The organism is Chitinophaga sp. 180180018-3 (assembly GCF_037893185.1).
GTDB lineage: Bacteria > Bacteroidota > Bacteroidia > Chitinophagales > Chitinophagaceae > Chitinophaga.
In genome coordinates this window covers 5,146,334-5,164,883 of sequence record NZ_CP140772.1, presented here as the reverse complement: position 1 = coordinate 5,164,883, position 18,550 = coordinate 5,146,334, and the positions used below count along the sequence as shown (strand labels likewise).

Annotated in this window: 15 protein-coding genes; 12 read left to right on the top strand and 3 right to left on the bottom strand. The window is 45.2% G+C overall.

Going from position 1 to position 18,550, the window contains the following annotated elements; genetic code table 11:
• Positions 1-19: 19 nt before the first annotated feature.
• Complete coding sequence (locus UNH61_RS20055; RefSeq protein ID WP_326993777.1) at positions 20-2,824, top strand: insulinase family protein; 2,805 nt, start codon at positions 20-22, stop codon at positions 2,822-2,824.
• 105 nt (positions 2,825-2,929) lie between these two features.
• Here UNH61_RS20055 and UNH61_RS20050 read toward each other — a convergent pair whose 3' ends face one another.
• On the bottom strand, positions 2,930-3,895 hold the full coding sequence (locus UNH61_RS20050) for a hypothetical protein (RefSeq protein ID WP_326993776.1): 966 nt from the start codon (positions 3,893-3,895) through the stop codon (positions 2,930-2,932).
• Between the two features lie 566 nt (positions 3,896-4,461).
• Here UNH61_RS20050 and UNH61_RS20045 point away from each other — a divergent pair.
• From UNH61_RS20045 to UNH61_RS20035, 3 genes are all read left to right on the top strand, one after another.
• Positions 4,462-5,028 (top strand): hypothetical protein, encoded by a 567-nt coding sequence (locus UNH61_RS20045; protein ID WP_339070270.1) that lies wholly within the window; start codon positions 4,462-4,464, stop codon positions 5,026-5,028.
• Positions 5,029-5,095: 67 nt separating this feature from the next.
• Positions 5,096-6,031, top strand: coding sequence for an alpha/beta hydrolase (locus UNH61_RS20040; protein ID WP_326993774.1), 936 nt, complete (start codon positions 5,096-5,098; stop codon positions 6,029-6,031).
• Positions 6,032-6,147: 116 nt separating this feature from the next.
• Positions 6,148-7,242, top strand: coding sequence for an ionic transporter y4hA (locus UNH61_RS20035; RefSeq protein WP_326993773.1), 1,095 nt, complete (start codon positions 6,148-6,150; stop codon positions 7,240-7,242).
• A gap of 87 nt (positions 7,243-7,329) precedes the next feature.
• On the opposite strand, the gene UNH61_RS20030 is transcribed toward UNH61_RS20035, so the two are convergent.
• Positions 7,330-8,400 carry a hypothetical protein gene (locus tag UNH61_RS20030; RefSeq protein ID WP_326993772.1) on the bottom strand — a complete coding sequence of 357 codons (1,071 nt, stop codon included), beginning with the start codon at positions 8,398-8,400 and terminating at the stop codon, positions 7,330-7,332.
• Positions 8,401-8,978: 578 nt separating this feature from the next.
• Here UNH61_RS20030 and UNH61_RS20025 point away from each other — a divergent pair.
• The 5 genes from UNH61_RS20025 to UNH61_RS20005 all read left to right on the top strand — a co-directional run bounded on the left by UNH61_RS20025 (position 8,979) and on the right by UNH61_RS20005 (position 13,751).
• Positions 8,979-10,046, top strand: coding sequence for a hypothetical protein (locus tag UNH61_RS20025; RefSeq protein ID WP_326993771.1), 1,068 nt, complete (start codon positions 8,979-8,981; stop codon positions 10,044-10,046).
• Between the two features lie 145 nt (positions 10,047-10,191).
• Positions 10,192-10,500, top strand: a complete 309-nt coding sequence (locus UNH61_RS20020; protein ID WP_326993770.1) for an immunity 53 family protein — start codon at positions 10,192-10,194, stop codon at positions 10,498-10,500.
• 198 nt (positions 10,501-10,698) lie between these two features.
• Positions 10,699-11,118, top strand: a complete 420-nt coding sequence (locus tag UNH61_RS20015) for an SRPBCC family protein (protein ID WP_326993769.1) — start codon at positions 10,699-10,701, stop codon at positions 11,116-11,118.
• A 228-nt stretch (positions 11,119-11,346) separates the two neighbouring features.
• Positions 11,347-11,814, top strand: a complete 468-nt coding sequence (locus tag UNH61_RS20010) for a MarR family transcriptional regulator (protein ID WP_326993768.1) — start codon at positions 11,347-11,349, stop codon at positions 11,812-11,814.
• A 65-nt stretch (positions 11,815-11,879) separates the two neighbouring features.
• Positions 11,880-13,751 (top strand): glycoside hydrolase family 97 catalytic domain-containing protein, encoded by a 1,872-nt coding sequence (locus tag UNH61_RS20005; RefSeq protein WP_326996169.1) that lies wholly within the window; start codon positions 11,880-11,882, stop codon positions 13,749-13,751.
• Between the two features lies 1 nt (position 13,752).
• On the opposite strand, the gene UNH61_RS20000 is transcribed toward UNH61_RS20005, so the two are convergent.
• The gene (locus UNH61_RS20000) at positions 13,753-14,487 is read right to left on the bottom strand and encodes a hypothetical protein (RefSeq protein WP_326993767.1); all 735 of its coding nucleotides are present in this window, start codon (positions 14,485-14,487) and stop codon (positions 13,753-13,755) included.
• Positions 14,488-14,542: 55 nt separating this feature from the next.
• On the opposite strand from UNH61_RS20000, the gene UNH61_RS19995 reads away from it, so the two are divergent.
• The 3 genes from UNH61_RS19995 (at position 14,543) to UNH61_RS19985 (ending at position 18,536) form a co-directional block, all read left to right on the top strand.
• The gene (locus tag UNH61_RS19995; RefSeq protein WP_326993766.1) at positions 14,543-15,181 is read left to right on the top strand and encodes an SMI1/KNR4 family protein; all 639 of its coding nucleotides are present in this window, start codon (positions 14,543-14,545) and stop codon (positions 15,179-15,181) included.
• A gap of 156 nt (positions 15,182-15,337) precedes the next feature.
• Positions 15,338-17,182, top strand: coding sequence for a type VI secretion system Vgr family protein (locus tag UNH61_RS19990; RefSeq protein ID WP_326993765.1), 1,845 nt, complete (start codon positions 15,338-15,340; stop codon positions 17,180-17,182).
• 7 nt (positions 17,183-17,189) lie between these two features.
• Positions 17,190-18,536, top strand: a complete 1,347-nt coding sequence (locus UNH61_RS19985; RefSeq protein WP_326993764.1) for a hypothetical protein — start codon at positions 17,190-17,192, stop codon at positions 18,534-18,536.
• The last annotated feature ends 14 nt before the right edge of the window (positions 18,537-18,550 follow it).

The following is an 18,550-nucleotide window of genomic DNA, read 5'->3' as shown; positions in this document are numbered from 1 at the left end:
CAACAAAAAGAAACCAACTATGCATTATCGTAATTGGGTTGCGGCAGGGCTAGTGCTCTTGTCGGTATACAGCAACCCTTCACAGGCCCAGCAACAGGGGCAGCCTATTCCATTGGATACTGCAGTCCGTACAGGTAGGTTACCTAACGGATTTACTTATTACATCCGGAGAAATAATGAACCTGCGAAACGGGTGTTGTTTTACCTGGTCAATAAAGCAGGAGCTATTCTTGAAGATGATGATCAGCAGGGGCTGGCGCATTTCATGGAGCATATGAATTTTAATGGCACCACCCATTTTCCCAAAAATGAACTGATAGATTATTTACAGAAAGCCGGTGTCAGATTTGGTGCTGACCTGAATGCTTATACGTCTTTCGACGAAACTGTTTACCAGCTGCCTATTCCAACAGACAACCCGGCTATGGTAAGTCGTGGCCTGGATATTATGCGCGACTGGGCACAGGAGGCATTGCTGGAAACAGAGGAGATAGATAAAGAAAGAGGAGTGGTACTGGAGGAAAAACGTTTACGCGAGGGCGTAGCCGCCCGTGTGCAGCAGCAGACGTTGCCACTGGTGTTGAACAACTCGCGCTATGCGGTTCGCCAGCCTATTGGTATCGACAGTATACTGAAACATTTTCCGGCTGCCGCCATCCGTCGCTTTCATCACGATTGGTACCGTCCGGATCTGCAGGCGCTGATTGTTGTGGGCGACATTAATGTAAACCAGGTGGAGCAGCAGATTAAGAAACAGTTTGCAGATTTGAAGAACCCTGCTAATGAACGCCCCAGGCAAACATACACCATACCGCTTACCGGAAAAAATCAGTTCATGACCGTTACCGATCCGGAAATCACCGGTACGGAACTGGAGATGATGGTAAAGCAGACCGGTTCACAAATGGTAACCACCACCGACTATCTGGAGGCGATTAAAAGGGCTTTGTTTAATCAGTTGCTGGGCCGTCGTTTAGGCGAGTTAAGTCAATTGCCGAATCCTCCTTTCCTGGGAGCGAAAGCCGGGATAGGAGATATGATGGGAGGACTGGAACAATTTACTTTTTCCGTCAGCGCCAAACCTGGCAGGTTGCAGGAAGCATTTGATATTACCTGGTCGAAAGTAGAACAGGTGAAACGTTTTGGGTTTACGCAGGCCGAGCTGGACCGGGCAAAGCAAAGTTACATGACAGGTATGGAAAACGCCAGGCATGAGCAAAGCAAAGTACCTTCCAGCAATTATGTGGCAGAATACCAGCAGTTATTCCTGAAAGGCGCCGCATCCCCGGGATTCGATTGGGAATATAACTTTGTAAAAACAGTGTTGCCCCGGATCACAACAGACGACCTGAAAGCAGTAGCAAACCGTTATATAAAAGATGTTAACCGGGATATTTTCCTGGTAGCGCCGGAAAAGGAGAAAAGCCATCTTCCCGACTCTGCCACCATTAATAACTGGTTCGGGAACATAGCGGCTGCACCTATGGAACCTTATAAAGAAACTACTGCAGGTGAAACCCTGCTGAAAAGTATTCCGGCCGGAGGTAAGGTAGTGGGCCGTTCCAACGTTCCTGCACTGAACGTACAGCAACTTACCCTTAGCAATGGGGTGAAGGTATGGCTTAAGTCCACCAATTATAAAAACGATCAGATCCGGTTTGTTTCTTTCGCACCGGGTGGTATCAATAAGTATGCAAACGCAGATTATCCCACGGCATCCAGTACGATTGGTATTATAGGTGGAAGTGGTTTGGCAGATTACTCGCCGGTTCAGCTGTCGAAGATACTGAATGGAAAATCAGCGGCGGTGGGCGCCTACATAAACGGCCGTAACCAGGGCGTAAACGGAGAATGCAGTACCCGTGACCTGGAAACAGCGCTGCAGCTGGTTTACCTGCGATACACCGCTCCACGCAGGGATACCGTGTTATTCGACAATGCTATTGCACAATCCAAAGAGCAGATCAAAAACCGCTATGATGATCCTGGTAATGTATTCAGAGACACCGTATCGAGTGTATTAAGTGGCTATCACTACCGAATGAGCCCGGCTACGCTGGAAAGGTTGGATAGTATCAGTCTTGATAAGGCATATACTATTTACCGCGACCAGTTCAGCGATGCTTCCGGGGCTAATTTTGTATTCGTAGGTAATTTCAATACCGATAGCATACTTCCCTTGCTGGAACGCTATCTTGGAGCCCTGCCCGCCCGGAATAAACCGCAGGTCCCCGTAATATTACATACGCAGGTGCCAAAAGGAAAACTGGTAAAAACGGTGGCGAAGGGGAAAGATAACAAGGCTACCGTGTTGCTGGTATATCATGGCGATTGTGCTTACAGTGATACCGCTAACCTGCAGCTGCAGGCCTTGTCGGAGATACTGCAATACCGGCTGCTGACAAGCCTGAGAGAAAAGGCGGGCGAAGTATACACGCCATCCGTGCAGGGGGGGATGTCGAGGGATCCGGATCAGCGTTATGGGGTGAATATTTCATTCGGCTGTGCGCCTGAGCATGTCGATCATCTGGTAGGCCTGGTAGAGCAGGATATATCAGCGTTGCAGGCGCAGGGCGCTACCGGCGATGAATTGCAGAAGTTCAAGGAGGGGTATCGCAAGCAATATGAATTGCAGATACGGAGCAATGAATTCTGGCTGCAATATATAGTGGGTAAGCTGGAGCGGAAAGAGGCGTTGAAACCGTTGCCGGATATGGAGAAGCGATTGGCGCTGATTACGGCTGGTACGATGAAGGCAGCAGCGAAGAGTTATTTGGAGGGGAAGGATTGTATCAGGTTTGTGGCGTTGCCGGAGAAGAAGTAGTTGTCGCCGGGGCATCATCTGTTTTTTAAATTCCTGTTTCAATGCACCATAAAGAAGGTATTTCACGCTGAGTGAAATACCTTCTTTATAAATACACTGACCTACCTATTCTATCACAATTTTTGCCTGCTGAAATATCTCAGTCCACTGTTTAATGACATCTGCGGGCAGAGTACTCTGATGGAGGGAAAAGAAAAGAATATGCCATCTTGTAGCACCCTTTGTCAAATAACACAAGTTTCCTTCAGGATCCGCGTCCGCACATTCCACCTTGAAAAGTGCTGATTTTTCAGACTTAGCCAGCAGAGCATACTTTGAGTTCTTACAAGGTTTCCTGATTTGAGCGCTATATCTGCTAAGGATATTCTCTATATTTTGATTTCCAGTCATTTTTTCAGAAATTAAAGAAACGACTGTTGTCCAATGTTCGGGCATTTCGTTCACAGGTAAAACCTGTTTAAAGTGCGTAGTCGAATCATCTGAATCCATATACATCCTCCATTTTCTGTCGCCCGGAAGAGTTATTTTTATTAACTCCTGTTTGGCTGGTAAGTCGGGTTTAAAAGTTTGTGCGACCCGATGAAACAGTTCCCTGGATTCGGAAAAGCGTCTGGTTGTGCTGGTGCAGGTGATAATATAGGCCCTGTCTTTACTGTATACAACAAAATCGCTGGCCGAGAGGGTATCTTTTTCCTGCGAACTGCCGATATGTACATCATCAAACCATAGCATCTTTTTCCCATTTACCGTATAACTTCCGGTGTCCAGTATTTGAAGCCTGCTTTGGGCTGTAGCGGCAGTCAGGTAGATGAAGGCACTGTCGACACTTATTCCAGGGTGATTAACAATTGAAATATTGATACTTGTCGGAAATTGTTTGGTAGAATCTATTACAGGATTTACTTCCCGGGATATCATACTGATACCGGGTTTATCGGTAATTGTCCAGTACCTCCACGTTTCGGGAAGTCCAATATAGTAATTGTAAGTCGTGTCCTTGTAAGGATAAAGCAGTTGAGCCCGGGTAATAGTAGGTAAGAACAGCAGAAGAAAAAGCAGAAAATGTTTCATAAGTAATAAATGCTACAATGCATAGTATGGCAAATATATGACATTCAATATTATTACTTTTTACCTACCTAATCTTCACATACCTAAACTCTCCAATCCCCGTACGCGCAACAAAACCCGAAATCTTTCCCCGTTCATTTCGTGTATACTCAATCACACAATTATAAGATTTCAAAAAGAACACATCCTTCTTCTCTGCAAATATCCGCCCCTGACTGATAATTTTATTGCTGTACAAGGCCAGATTCCAGCGGTATAGGTCACCGGTAGTGGCTGTAAATTGTTTTGTCATGCCATTTGCCAGATGCGAAGGTGATATAACCATTTGCCTTGAAAACTTCCTTATCTAAATTAGATTTATAACACCGGCGCTATTGGCTCACGACAACAATTTTTATTTTTATTGGTTGATAGTAAAGAGGTATTTCTTATTGAAGCGCTACTGAAAATAAAAAGAAAATTTTACTCCCGTATGGTATATGCTGTTATTTTGAGAAAAGAAAGCAAAATAGCACTATCATGAGTTAATTTAATGGCAACAAATGGAGAAGGAAAAATATTTTGAAATGTTAGCAGGTATATTGCCTGCAGCGGAAAACAGCGATTTTATCCGTCGGCTTGAAAGCAAATGCACTGTTCTTTCGCTCGACAAAAATGAACCACTTATTGCATTTCAATCCAGCAACCGGAAGATATATTTCATCGCTCAGGGTAGTTTTATCAGGAATATTATTACGTCGAGAGGGGAGGAAAAAACAGTGATGTTTCATACCGAGCATTTTTGTGAGTTTTTCAAATCTTATGATACTGTTTACTTTCACAAGAAGACGAACTACGAAGTGAAAGCTAACGAAAAATCGGTGGTGATAGCTGTAGATTACGATTTTCTGTTTCAACAGATACAAAATGATATCAGGTTGCTGCAATTCTATACACGTAAAACAGAAGAGCTTTTTGTAACTATAGATCTGTTTCGCAATTTTCAACTGGGATTAACAAGTGAAGAATACCTGAAGTGGCTGTATGAAAACTATAGTTTCCTGTTTCAACGGTTTCCCGGACAAAGTATTGCGAGCTTTATGGGCATTACCAACGTATGGCTGAGTAATCTGAAGGCCAAAATCACTTTTTAAATTACTTTAAACGGTGTTATAGCTGTGTTTTTGACCTTTGTATTGAACAATAAAAACAAACACAGCCATGAAATCTTATCAATCCAACACAGCCTGGAAACAATTAAATGAACTGCTTCCCGCCGATTTCCAGATTAAAGAAGGCCAGCTACCACTTGAAGAAGAATGGGAGTGGAAAGGCAACAAAATTCACCTCGATCGCTACCCTAATCCCCAATCTGCATACCGGATCTTCCTGCATCACGGTGTAGGTACGAATGGCCGGCAAATGAGTATGATCTTCGGGCACAAAATGGCGCAGCTGGGATATGAGGTGGTAGCTATTGATAACCTGGGTTACGGAATGACGGCCGTCAATCAAAAAGACATCACCTACAACGACTGGGTACATTGCTTTGCAGATTTTGTAAATACAGAAACAAAACGGGATTACAAGAAACCGGTTCTTTATGGATTAAGTGCAGGCGGAATGGTTTGTTATAACGCGGCCTGTTTCATGAACGAGGTTCATGGAATCATAGGAATGTGCTTTCTGAAGAATGATGATAAAACAGTAGGAAGGGAAACTGCCAGATTCGGCTGGAGTAATTGGCTGATGTTTCCCGTGATGAAAGGGCTTAATAAAATCGGCTTCAAACGAATGAGGATTCCGATGAAGGCGGTTTCTAAAATGAATTGCCTTACTAATAACAGGGAAGCATTGAAGGTTTTTTTGAAAGATGACAGTTCGGCGGGGGCTAGTGTACAAATGCAGTTTTTGTATGAATATATGCACTATAAGTTGCCTGTTCCGGTTGGGGCGTTCAATAAATGTCCTATTCTTTTAACGCAGCCAGCGAAAGACAGATGGACGCCGCTGCATTTAACTGAGATGTCGATGAAAGGGATTAAGGCGCCTTTTACGGTGAAATTGTTGGAAGATGGCGGGCATTACCCGATGGAGGAAACGGCGTTGCGGCAGTTGGTGCGGTATGCTGAGGCGTTTATTGGGGGGCTGGGGTAAGGGTTCTTTTTCCGGAATATGTTATCTTTATCATATAGGCGTAAACGTGTTATCGAAAAACTGTTTTACCAACCGGTACACTCAGCCATTCAATTATCGTTACCTAAAACTATGATATGAAACTAAACCTCCCACTTCCCATCTGGACTATCCTGTCACCGGTCCTCGCCTGGCTGGCTTATTTTACAGTAGGCAACATGTCTGGTGCGTTTCCGCTGATTGTGCTGACTACAGTACTGATTGCCAGCGTGCTGGCAGCGGTACATCATGCGGAAGTGGTAGCACATCGGGTGGGGGAGCCTTTTGGTACTATTATACTTGCGCTGGCAGTAACAATTATAGAAGTATCATTGATCGTATCTCTGATGTCGTCAGGTGGCGACAAAGCTGCGGCGCTCGCCAGAGATACCGTTTTTGCTGCCATCATGATTATTCTCACCTTTATTATCGGGATCTGTATACTGGTGGGCGGTGCCAAGTATAAGGAGCAGTTTGTGACCAAACATGCGGCAACATCTGCTTTGGTAACGCTTACGGCTATACTTGTACTTACGCTGATATTACCAAATTATACGATCAGCAGGCCTGGTCCGGAGTATACCCAGCCGCAATTAGCATTTACCGCGGTGGTAAGTTTGATCCTTTACTCCGGGTTCATCATGATTCAATCTGTGCGCCATCGTGATTATTTTCTGCCTAAAGATGAAAACGGAAATCAGAGTGATGATGAAGAAATGCATGCCGAACCACCTTCGGTTAAAACAATGGTTATAAGTCTTGGGTTGCTGATAGTTTGTTTAGGTGCAGTGGTATTGTTGGCCAAGAAACTTTCTCCTTTTATTGAAGCAGGGGTGGAAGCCATAGGGGCGCCCAGTTCGCTGGTAGGCGTGATCATCGCCATGGTCGTATTATTGCCTGAGTGCCTAGCAGCAGTGCAGGCAGCGCGGAAAGACCGACTGCAAACCAGTATGAATCTGGCGTTGGGATCTGCGCTGGCCAGTATCGGATTGACGATTCCAGCAGTGGCCGTTTTTACGATGTTCAGTCATACCAGGGTTTTATTGGGGATCGACGCGATGTCTATTGTCTTGCTGATACTTTCTATTTTCACGGTAGTACTTTCATTTGTGACCGGGAAAACTAATGTGCAATATGGAGTGGTGTTGCTGACTATATTTGCGGCGTATTTATTTTTAACGATTTTTCCATAGGTGGAGCGCTGGATTGTGTATTAGCGGGGTACTTTTCCGTTATAAAAAGCAAAACGGGTTTCCAGGCTGAAACCCGTTATACTTAGCTCATTCAGATAACCGTTTCTCCAGCTCCCTGATACGTTTCTCCTGTTCCAGCAATAACTGTTGCTGCTTTTCCAGTTGCTTATTTTGTTGGATCAGGTATAAAGTCAGTTCCTCTATTTTCTGCATCTGTTTTTGCTGCATTTCCCCGATGTTCAGTCCGTCTTTTACAATAACAGCTTCAGAAGGGATATCTGGCAGATGTTTGTGAAGGTTAATGTATTGCTCAATACTGGCAAGGGGCAGCAGGTTATAACTTTTGTCGAATACAAAATCAGACCAGCCTGTCGATGTTACCTTTACCTTTTGAGCAGTAATAGCACCAGCAACAGCAAGCATCGACTGTGGATTCCGGGTACCGATACCAACGTTGCCATTATCCATTAGTGTTAGTCTGGGAACACACAGGCCACCGGAACAACCAAGGTTGTCATATGCCCAGAATTGAAGACTGTTGCCGAATGTGCCGGTCATATTGTATATCTTCCAGCTACTGGCGCTACCGGGAGCTGTTTTGGAAGGGTTGTTGATAGCAACAAACCCTCCAATATTACCAGTAACACTGCTGGTTATTGAGCCTTTTATCAGGCTGTTGCCATTAACATCGAGTTTTTCCATAGGATTTGTTACGCCTATGCCAACATATCCGGATGAGTTAATCCGTATCTGTTCCACTCCGGAAGTACCCAAAACAATATTTCCATTCATATCTGATTTAGTGGAATAACCGCTCAGATCTATATAGGTCTTTACGTTCGAGTGAGTACCTCCTCCGGCGCTGACCCTTAAGAATCCATCATCGGCATAGTAGGAAGTATTGCTTACACCGCGGATTTCGTTAAGGGTGCCGCTTACTACCTGAGGCCGGTCGCTGGCATTAGTAAGACCGGTGTTAATAGAGACGCTACCGGTAACCTGTAGTCTGCTGAATCCATCGTCAACGGTACTTCCAAGTACGATGCGGTTGCTGGTGGTGCGCCCCCGGTCAGTTACTGTCTGGAGGGTTTCAGGTGTTTGGGCGTAAACACCCACAACGATAGCATTGAGCGTTAAAGTGAACAAACATTTCTTCATAGATATATTATAGTTATAGTGAATATTAATTATGCTGCGTGGAAGGGCTGTTACAGTAAGATCATCCACACGACTACATATGATATAGGTAAAGCTAAAGATAGGTAAACTTTTAGTGGAGAAATGGTTGTGATTATGATTTGTAGATAAATTATCTATTGAGTACGCACTTACAGTGCGTATCGGTCAACTATTTTAGTCCGGTATTTCAAATTTAATTATTTACATTGCAGGCCTGACGATGCCCGTATTCTGACTATAGAAAGAAAAAGATATTGTGTTTGACCCTTACAATATCCTATAGTTTGTAGTCGTCATCTGAAGAAGATTGTACTGAGATATGTAGATTTTTTTAACCCGGATAATTATCTGTAAAATGCCTGTTTCTCTTGCCTCGTCTTCTTTAATACCTATATAACATGAAAAGATTATCTCTTTGTCTATTTGAACCTTTTGGATGCCGGCAGGTTACCACAAACCCTTAAATCTGTTACCACAGCTTCCAATGGAAATTATACACCCAAAAATATATGGTAGGAAAATACCAGGTAAATTAATCTTTTAATAACCTATTTAACATGAAATTTTTTAAAGCAATTATCCCTGTTTCATTCCTGGCCGGTTTATCCATGCCAGTTGTAGCGCAAAATACTTTTCCAGTCACCGGCCCTGCAGGCATTGGTACTACCAGTCCTCAGGCATTATTGCATGTTAGCCGCCCGGTTAATTCCGGCTTGCCCTCTCTACGCTTTGGCGCGCCTGGTGATCAGGGTAATGTTAATGTGCCGTTGCGTGCCGCCACGGGAGCATACGACATAGAATTTTATACATGGAGAGATATAGTTCCCAATCAGATCGGTGCCAGGATCAGGGCAGAAAGAATCAATAATTATAACGATAATAGCGCGCTTATTCAGGGTATGGACCTGGCTTTTCAAACATCTACCGGAGGAAATGCAGCGGAGCTGGCGGAAAGGATGCGTATTACCAATGGTGGCAATATAGGGATAGGTACTGCTTCCCCTAACACCAGGCTGCATGTAGATGGTGGCGCTGTGAGACTGAGTAATCCAGGGGCATATCCGTACGGCTATAATATGGATATTACCTTTGCCGGTGCCTGGGCCCGGGAGTACAGTATCACTTATGGTAGTACAGGTAAAATGCTGGCATTTGGGACTTATGCAGCTGACAATAAATTAATTTACGGTTATATCAGTGGTAATACCCCATCTGATGCGGCCTACTACAATCCCTGGATGGCTTTTATGCCAAATGGAAATATCGGGATCGGAACAACCACACCGGGTTCTTATAAATTAGCAGTAGAAGGAACGCTGGGTGCACGCAAGATCAAAGTACAGCAAACCGCCTGGGCTGATTTTGTATTTGCACCGGATTATACACTGCCATCTTTGCAGTATGTGGAAGAATTCATCAAAACTCACCAGCATCTGCCGGAAATACCATCAGAGAAAGAAGTGAACGAATCGGGGATCGACCTGGGAGATATGAATAAGAAATTACTGCAAAAGGTGGAGGAGCTGACGCTGTACCTGATTGAAGAACGTAAAGTGAACCAGGCGCAGGAGCGGAAGATGAGTGAGATGGCGGAGGAGATAAGGTGGTTGAAGGAGAGAAAATAATACGCCGGCGGACTGTAATTTTTTTTTAGTACGCATACCTGATTAATGGAGGGACGTTTCGCCAGCACCTGATGAATTACCTGATAATTATATATTCATTAAATTAGCAGGAATATCAAATTAAGTAAAGCGAAAATTATATAGAATGGAAAGTATAATTAAATGGATTGAAAATTGGTTTGCCTCTCAATGTGATGGAAATTGGGAATATGTTTACGGTGTGAAAATTTATACCCTGGATAATCCCGGCTGGTCAGTGGAGATTGATTTGGAGGGTACGGAACTCGCTGACCTGGAAATGGAAGTCCAGGTTTTTGGAGACCCGGCGGGGAAAGACTGGCATTCTTTCTTAGTTGCGGATGCCGTCTTTCGTGCCGGAGGTGATCCCGGTAAGCTGGAATTGCTGCTTAACCTTTTTAAAGAGCTAGTCGAATCAAACACAAACAAAGGATAGCTAAACATACCATCATGAAAACGCAGGCAGTATTACCTGCCGTGATATAAGACCTCCCTGAAGGCGCCTTCTCCCCGGATGGCGCCTTTTACTTTAATAGCAAAACAACGGATAACCATCCCCGTTCCCATCTCCCTAAAAATAAATTTCATTATTATAAGTATACTTATTATATTTGCACATACAATAAAAGACACCATGATAACAGCTACCATCTCTACCACTACCACAGCCGCTACCAGCGCACAGCTCTGGAAACTCATGTCCGATATTAACAACTGGGCCCAATGGGATGAAGGCGTAGAATCTGCCGAAATCCACGGTAGCTTTGCCGCCGGTACCTTCTTTACGCTCAAACCCAAAGGTGGCCCTAAAGTGAAGATCCTCATAGAGGAAACCCGCCCCGGTACTTATTTCCGCGATAAAACCACTTTCCCTCTGGCGAAAATGTATGGTGAACACTGGTATGAAAACACGCCTGAAGGCGTCAAACTCACCGTTACCATGACCATGAAAGGACTGCTCGCACCACTCTGGAACAAAATCGTGATGAAGCACATTGTAGCCAGCCTCGAAGAAGAACTCCAGACGCAGATTAACACCGCTAAAAAACTCTGAGCATGAAATATCGGATCGCAGTAGTTTCAAAAGATGATACCATGCGCGGTGTGGCAGGCAGCTGATGAGATGTGCAGTTTTATGAATGCCACGAAATACCTATCTTACCGCTGGTAAACCAACTGGATTTCATTCCCCGGAAAGATAAATGGAGATACCCTTTCCGGTTCGGTTTCCTGGAGATCAACGCGCATGATTTTCATCTTATTAAATCAAAAATGCAACCAGATGAAGAAAGAAGAGCAGATATTCTCAGTTGACAACGCTGATCAAAGTCCGGGCTTCCTGCTGTGGCAGGTGACGAGCCTCTGGCAACGAGGTATTCGCAAGGCATTGGAGAAATATGATATTACGCACTCGCAATTCGTTCTCCTGGCGAGCACCTTCTGGCTTAGTATGCAGGATCAGCCGGTAACACAGGTGCTTTTGTCGTCTCATTCAAAAATAGACCCGATGACTACCTCCACCGTGCTCCGTACCCTGCAGGGGAAAGGGTTGCTTATGCGCCAGGAGCATGCTACTGATACCCGTGCCAAAACTGTGGCGCTCACTGATGCCGGTAAAAAACTCGTGAAACAGGCTGTGAAAACAGTCGAGCAGTTCGATAAGGAATTCTTCGGCATGCTGGGCAACAAAACAACTGCATTCAATAAAACGCTGCAAAGCCTGCTAACCTGGAAAGAAATAACGGATTGAGTTTTTTAAGGCAGCATTGGCACTGCCTACAAGGTTTTAAATACAAAAACGTACCTGTTTTGAAAATGTACAGACTTGTTATTCTTTTTCTTTCATTGCTGGTAACAGGCCAGCTGATTGCACAATCTCCTGTTGTATTAAAATCGCCGGATGGTAATATCCTTTTTCGTTTAACCGTTACCGGTAGTGGTGCCATCAATTACGAAGTGGCTTATCAGCAAAAGGATATCATAAAATCATCTGCTTTAGGCGTTGAAAACTGGCAGGATGGATTAGTACTTAAAACAGTGCGTTCCGTATCTGAAGATGCTTACTGGAAGCCTGTTTATGGAGAACGAAATCGCATCCGCGATCACTACCAGGGGCTGTTTTTCACGTTCGTCAGAACGGCAAAACCGAGAGAAACAATGCAGATCGAAGTCAGGGCCTATAACGAAGGAGTTGCTTTCCGCTACATTTTTCCCGGTGCCGCCGGCATGACGATCAGCAAAGACCTGACAGAATTTACCTTACCGGACGATACCAGGGCATGGTTTACTGATCATGCGCAGGGCGGCTACCGGTTGCTATCGCTGGATAAATGGCCCGGACAGGCCGAGCGTCCGCTGACGCTGCAGTTGCAAAACGGCGTGTATGCAGCGTTGGCAGAAGCGGAAGTAGTGGACTATTGCAGAACAAAATTCGTTCTCGACCCCGCCAGGCCTAATACGATCGCATGTGCGATGTTCGATAAAGTACCGCTCACCGCCCCCTTCAACACTCCCTGGCGGGTGATCATGCTTGCCACAACACCCGTTGGCCTTTTGCAGCATAACGAACTGCTCCTGACCCTGAACCCGCCCTGCGCTATCAAAAATATCAGCTGGATTAAACCAGGGAAAGTGATCCGGGAGATGTCGCTCTCAACAAAGGGCGCAAAAAATGTGGTAGATTTCGCGGAGAAGCGTCATCTCCAGTACGTCCATTTTGATGCAGGCTGGTATGGCGCTGAAGAAGATACGGCTTCCGATGCCACCCGCGTAAATGTTGATCCGCTCCGTAATCCCGTAAATGACCTGGACCTGCAGGAAGTGGTACGCTATGCCAGACAGAAAAATATCGGTGTTTGGTTGTATGTCAACAAAAAAGCACTCGAAAGGCAATTAGACGTGCTATTGCCACTGTACGAGAAATGGGGCATTGCGGGCATTAAATTCGGTTTTGTGAACGTAGGTTCCTTCCGATGGACCAAATGGTTGCACGATGCCGTAAAAAAATGCGCACAGCATCATCTGATGGTCGACATTCACGACGAATACCGGCCAACGGGCTTTAGCAGAACATACCCTAACCTGCTTACCCAGGAAGGCATTAAGGGAAATGAGGAAATGCCCGACGCTACTCATAATACAATACTTCCCTTCACCCGCTATCCCTGCGGTGCAGCTGATTATACGATCTGTTATTATCACCGGCCCGAACTGAAGAAAAGGCTGGCTGAAACACAGAATAAAAATATATTGAAAACAACTTCCATGCATCAGATGGCCTTGTCGGTTGTGTATTACAGCCCGTTGCAATTTATGTATTGGTACGATAAACCCGAAGATGCGCAGGATGAACCGGAACTGGAATTCTTTGACCGCGTCCCCACAGTATGGGATGACACAAACGTGCTCGACGGCGGAATAGGACAGTATATCACTATCGCCCGGAAAAGTAATAACGAATGGTTCGTGGGAAGTATTACGAATAATGACGGCCGGGATATTAAAATTAATTGTTCCTTCCTTACACCTGGTAAAAAATACGAGGCCACCATATACTACGATGATCCCGCGTCGCCTGTGCGCACAAAGGTATCCATTAAGCGGGTAGTGGTCGACGCATCCACTGTTTTAGACGCTCATCTGCTGCCTTCAGGGGGGCAGGCTATCTGGCTGAAGCCGGTTAATTAATTCAACTCAACGGATTTTTTTCTGCCTCTGCTTTTGCAGCTGCCTCGAGGAATGCTGTAATCAGCCGGTTAGGGGTTTCCGGTGTTGACTGGTGTTGTGGTACAAAAAGGGTGGCAATAAAGAATGGATGGTCCTGCAATTCCAGTATCCGGGCTTCCTGCGTGGTGTCGGAGCCTACGATCCTGAGGCCATTGCGGTGAAGCTGCTCCTGGTATGCAGGATTGAGTCCGAAGTTGCAATAGTATTGCTCCGTGATGCTTGCGGTACCATAGATCCGGGCTACCTGTGAATCAGCCGCTGTAATGCTGATCTCCAGCGGAGCGCCTTTCAGGTTGCAGCTCAAAGGTGTTACCACAAGCGCAGAAGCGTAAGGATCATATTCCGCATGCTGGGCATCTTCAATGTGCAGTACATGTCTTGCATATTCTATTGCCATATGCTGAAAGCCGCCACAGGTACCCAGTATGGGCAGCTTGTGTGTGCGGGCATATTGTATGATATCCAGCACCCCGCTCATGCTCCGGTAAGGACTGCCAGGCGCAATCCAGAAGGAGGTATATGTTTGAATGATCTCATTGAAGCGTTTATGAATGGTATCTGTTGCAATCCAGTCGTATGCTCCGGTAATACCAGCAGGGCCGGCTGCATGGCCGATAGCTTCATTGGTAGCCTGGTGGCTTTCGGAGGATGGATCGAAGTCGCCGATGATGGCCAGTTTGATTGTATGAGATTTCATACTGTAATTTACTACTATCTTTGCGGCCACCAACAATAATAAAACCGGTACCCGTATGACGCTGGAATCAATAGAACAAGAACACCATTTCGCCTACCCGGCTTTATATAAACAACTACATCAAAACGGTATGCTGAGCTGGGGTAAATTGGGCCCTGACTGGTATAAGCAAACATTCCCCCTGCTAAAGGAAAACCCGCCATTTCTGTTATATGCCAGCGATTTTGAAATCATCGATCAACCTGATATTGCCGGTGAAATCAGTGAGGGCCCGCTGTTCGCAGATAAAAAGCATCAGTTTGTGCCTATCGGCTACACCGGAGCGGGCGACTGGTACGCCTTTTATTACAATCTGAAAAACGGAGACGATATACCGGTGGTACTCGTTTATCATGATGCGGATAAAGCAGTGATATTGGCCAAAAACTTACAGGATTTCATTTTTGCAACACTCCTGGAAGCTATTGCCTGTATAGATCCCGACTATCCTGGGTTGATAGAAGCGGGCGATCTGAAAACGAATGCCCGGAATTTCCTGCGTACGCATGCTCCCTACATGACGCAGCAACAGCAGGAGATTGTATCTGATGTATATGAGAAGGGCACACTTTCCGGGGAAGAGTTGAATAGTATCCTGCAGGCAGAGATAGGTTTCGATTTGTTGAACACAACTTTTCGCTACCAGGAAGTGTAATACCCGGTGGGAAAATTCAGCTGGATAAGTATCTAAGCGAGGGCTGCCTTACGTGTTTTATTATTCTGTTAAATGCAGAAGATATCGGATTTTAATGTAGATTTATGGCATATTGAAAAACTTAATTCGTTTGTAAAACAAACCCCCTTTATTTGTATGACCCAGCTAACAGATACCATATTTAGCATAAATGGCAATACAATACCGCAGTTCAGATCATTTGCTTTAAAGCAAAGCATATTCGAGCATCATCAATTTGAACTCGTTTGCCCGGCACAAACCATCGATGGGGTAACAGGTATTTTTACCTCATCCCGCGAAATGATCGGTGCTACTTTCAGTGCACATATATCCGGTGTTGGCCTTAAAGGCGACATGCAGTTTAACGGTATTGTTACCAGTATAGAAACCTCCCGTGTTAATGGTGAGTATGGAGATGTGATTATCGCCGGATACAGCCCTACTATAGTGCTGGACAGCGGTCCGCATTGTAAAAGCTGGGAGCATAAATCAGTAAAGGATATCGCGCAGGAGGTACTGAAATTCTTTCCGCAGAATCTGCTGGATCCTAAAGTCCAGCCTTTGTCTAAGGAAAGCCTGGAGTATATCGTACAATACAAGGAAACAGCCTGGAATTTCTTAAAACGGCTGACAGCCGAATATGGTGAATGGTTGTTCTGGGACGGCCGCAGCCTGGTAGTAGGGCCTCCAAAAGGAGATAACAAAACCACGCTCGAATACGGGAGCACGCTGAGCCATTTCAGTATCAACCTGAATGCACGGCCCACCCAGATGCAGTACCTGGGCTGGGATTACCAGAATAGCCAGCTGTATACCAGTGTACCCGTGAATGATGCTATCGGAAAAAAAGCCGGGCTGAATTCGCTGGGTGAAAAAGTGCACGAAAAAGCACAGACGCTTTATGGTACCCAACCTAAGCAATGGAGCTTCCGCTATTCCAGCAGCAAGAAACAGCAGGACGATATGGCGACCCTGTTTAACGCGATAGAAAGCAGTAAAATGGTACGCTTAACAGGCAGAAGTGGCCATCCTGGCATAGCTGTAGGGTCCAAAACTGATTTGACCAATAACAATGTATTCAGTGAAAGCGCTGAAGGATATGGTGAATACCTGGTGACAGCGGTGGAACATTATGTAGATACTAAAGGAGAATATAGCAATCAGTTTACGGCTATTCCTTCAACAGTTCACCTGCCTCCGGTTACTGTTCCGGAAACTCCTGTTTGTGAAGCCCAGAGCGGCATTGTAACGGATAATAACGATCCGCAGGGTTTAGGCAGGGTTCGCGTGAAATTCCACTGGATGAACGGCGAAGAGAAAACTCCCTGGATCAGGGTTACCACACCTCATGCCGGTGGCGGTAAAGGAATGTTCTTTATCCCTGAAACAGGAGAGGAGGTCATCACCGGTTTTGAAGGAGACAATGCTACCAGGCCCTATATCGTAGGAGCGGTTTATCACAGCAAAGCCAATAACAGCTTTGGAAACGCCGCTAACGATGTAAAGGCACTGCAAACCCGGAGCGGAAATAAAGTTATTCTGAACGACAAAGACGGAAGCGTATTTGTGGAGGATAAAGATGGTAATAACATGACGATGGATGGCGCCGGAAATATTACTATTAAAAGCAAAGTCACTGTTGCCATCCTGTGTGGCGGAGATGGGAAATCGCCCAAAAGCTCTATTGTCCTCAATAAAGAAGGAGAAATTACCATCGCTGCCGAAAAAGATATCATGCTTAAAGCTAAAAATATCTCGGCTGTTGGATCAGAAATGGTATCAATGGGATCGGGAAGTGGTGAAGGAGATGCCTTTAATGGCTCCGGATTTTCACTCGACCCCCATCACGTAAATATCGCTGCAAAACAAAAATGCAGTATTGGAGCAGAAAAGGAAACCGAAGTGGGTTCTGGCGGGAAATTAAGTTTACTGTCAGTAGAGGACTCTATCCTGAATGGCAAAACGGTGAATATCAACTAAAAAACGGATGCAGAATAACGCTATTATGCAGCGGGTGCTGCAGCTAAGTGACCTATGGAGCCAGGAGTTGAAAGATCATCCGGATGTACGTACGTTTATCATGATGGGTGCCAACCTGGTGGAGTATAAAACCATAAAGGGCTTTGTGATGTTTCAGGCCTCTGAAGAGAAAAACCTGCCGGATACTTTCCTGTTGCATCTGCAGCCATTTGAAGAAGATGGCGGAGTTTATGCAGCCGCGTTATTGCAAAACCTCCATCAGTATTTTCAGCAGTTTAATCAGGATAGTAAGTTAGTAGAAGAATATGGTAGCAAGATTCTATGGGAACATCCTTACCAGGGAAAAACAACAGTTACCCAACAGGAGTTTGTAACAGCCCTGACCAGCCTCGCAGCTACCCTGCAGATAGATGGAAAAAACAGCGTACTGGCTATCGCATTGTTTCCGGAACAGGTAAGCAATTTCGACAAACTGGTAGAATGGATGTCATTCCTTGCAGCCATCCGGATACCCGCACCAATACGGTTTTTATTGTATGATAACACAGAAGCAGAATTGTATAAAGGACTGGTTAAGCACAACTCCGCTGTACGCTATATAAAGCCCGACCTGGACATTCCAGGGGCTATGAACCAGATACTGGAAGAAGCAAAAGCCCGGAGAACATCCCAGGAGGAAATAGACATTATCCAGTTTCAGCAATACCTTATCAAACTGAATGAGGCAGCTACTTACACCAGTGAAAAGGATCTGCTGTTTTATAAGGAGCAATGTTGTAACATCACACGTCGTCATCGCTGGCTGCAGCAGGAGGCCATTGTGTATTTCTTTCTGCATAATTTCTATGCGCATAATAACAAAGAAAAAGCCTTCGAAAGTATTGATAAGGCTATTCAACTGGCGGATGAAGCTGTACACAAAGGCCTGGCCACAAATAACCAGGAACAGTTTCATTACCGGATCGCCAAAGGCAATCTTTATTATTTTGATAAAAAATTATCTGATGCCGCCGCTGTCTACAAATCAGCTTTGGCTCTGGATCGCAAAGATGCCAACCCAATGATGCTGGCCGGCTTATACCAGATGCTGGCATCCTGTCAACGCCGTACGGAAGGCATCAAAGCAACCGCCGCTACCTTATCGGCCGGCTGGGAATTGTTATCCCGGATGCCCGAAGAAGAATTGAAAGAAAACGCTATGGCTATGTTTTATGGAAGGGATATGCTCGAACTGAATGATCCGGAATTGAAAAAACACGAATCTTTTATGAACCGGCTTTGGGGCAACGATTGGCTGTATAAAATCAGGAATAGCAATGTGTACCAGGAATATGCAGGGGCCGACGACAAGTAGCTGCAGACGGATGT

Coding starts and splice junctions, on each gene's coding strand:
- UNH61_RS20055 (WP_326993777.1), top strand. CDS start 20: ATGCATTATCGTAATTGGGTTGCGGCAGGGCTAGTGCTCTTGTCGGTA.
- UNH61_RS20050 (WP_326993776.1), bottom strand. CDS start 3,895: ATGAAACATTTTCTGCTTTTTCTTCTGCTGTTCTTACCTACTATTACC.
- UNH61_RS20045 (WP_339070270.1), top strand. CDS start 4,462: ATGTTAGCAGGTATATTGCCTGCAGCGGAAAACAGCGATTTTATCCGT.
- UNH61_RS20040 (WP_326993774.1), top strand. CDS start 5,096: ATGAAATCTTATCAATCCAACACAGCCTGGAAACAATTAAATGAACTG.
- UNH61_RS20035 (WP_326993773.1), top strand. CDS start 6,148: ATGAAACTAAACCTCCCACTTCCCATCTGGACTATCCTGTCACCGGTC.
- UNH61_RS20030 (WP_326993772.1), bottom strand. CDS start 8,400: ATGAAGAAATGTTTGTTCACTTTAACGCTCAATGCTATCGTTGTGGGT.
- UNH61_RS20025 (WP_326993771.1), top strand. CDS start 8,979: ATGAAATTTTTTAAAGCAATTATCCCTGTTTCATTCCTGGCCGGTTTA.
- UNH61_RS20020 (WP_326993770.1), top strand. CDS start 10,192: ATGGAAAGTATAATTAAATGGATTGAAAATTGGTTTGCCTCTCAATGT.
- UNH61_RS20015 (WP_326993769.1), top strand. CDS start 10,699: ATGATAACAGCTACCATCTCTACCACTACCACAGCCGCTACCAGCGCA.
- UNH61_RS20010 (WP_326993768.1), top strand. CDS start 11,347: ATGAAGAAAGAAGAGCAGATATTCTCAGTTGACAACGCTGATCAAAGT.
- UNH61_RS20005 (WP_326996169.1), top strand. CDS start 11,880: ATGTACAGACTTGTTATTCTTTTTCTTTCATTGCTGGTAACAGGCCAG.
- UNH61_RS20000 (WP_326993767.1), bottom strand. CDS start 14,487: ATGAAATCTCATACAATCAAACTGGCCATCATCGGCGACTTCGATCCA.
- UNH61_RS19995 (WP_326993766.1), top strand. CDS start 14,543: ATGACGCTGGAATCAATAGAACAAGAACACCATTTCGCCTACCCGGCT.
- UNH61_RS19990 (WP_326993765.1), top strand. CDS start 15,338: ATGACCCAGCTAACAGATACCATATTTAGCATAAATGGCAATACAATA.
- UNH61_RS19985 (WP_326993764.1), top strand. CDS start 17,190: ATGCAGAATAACGCTATTATGCAGCGGGTGCTGCAGCTAAGTGACCTA.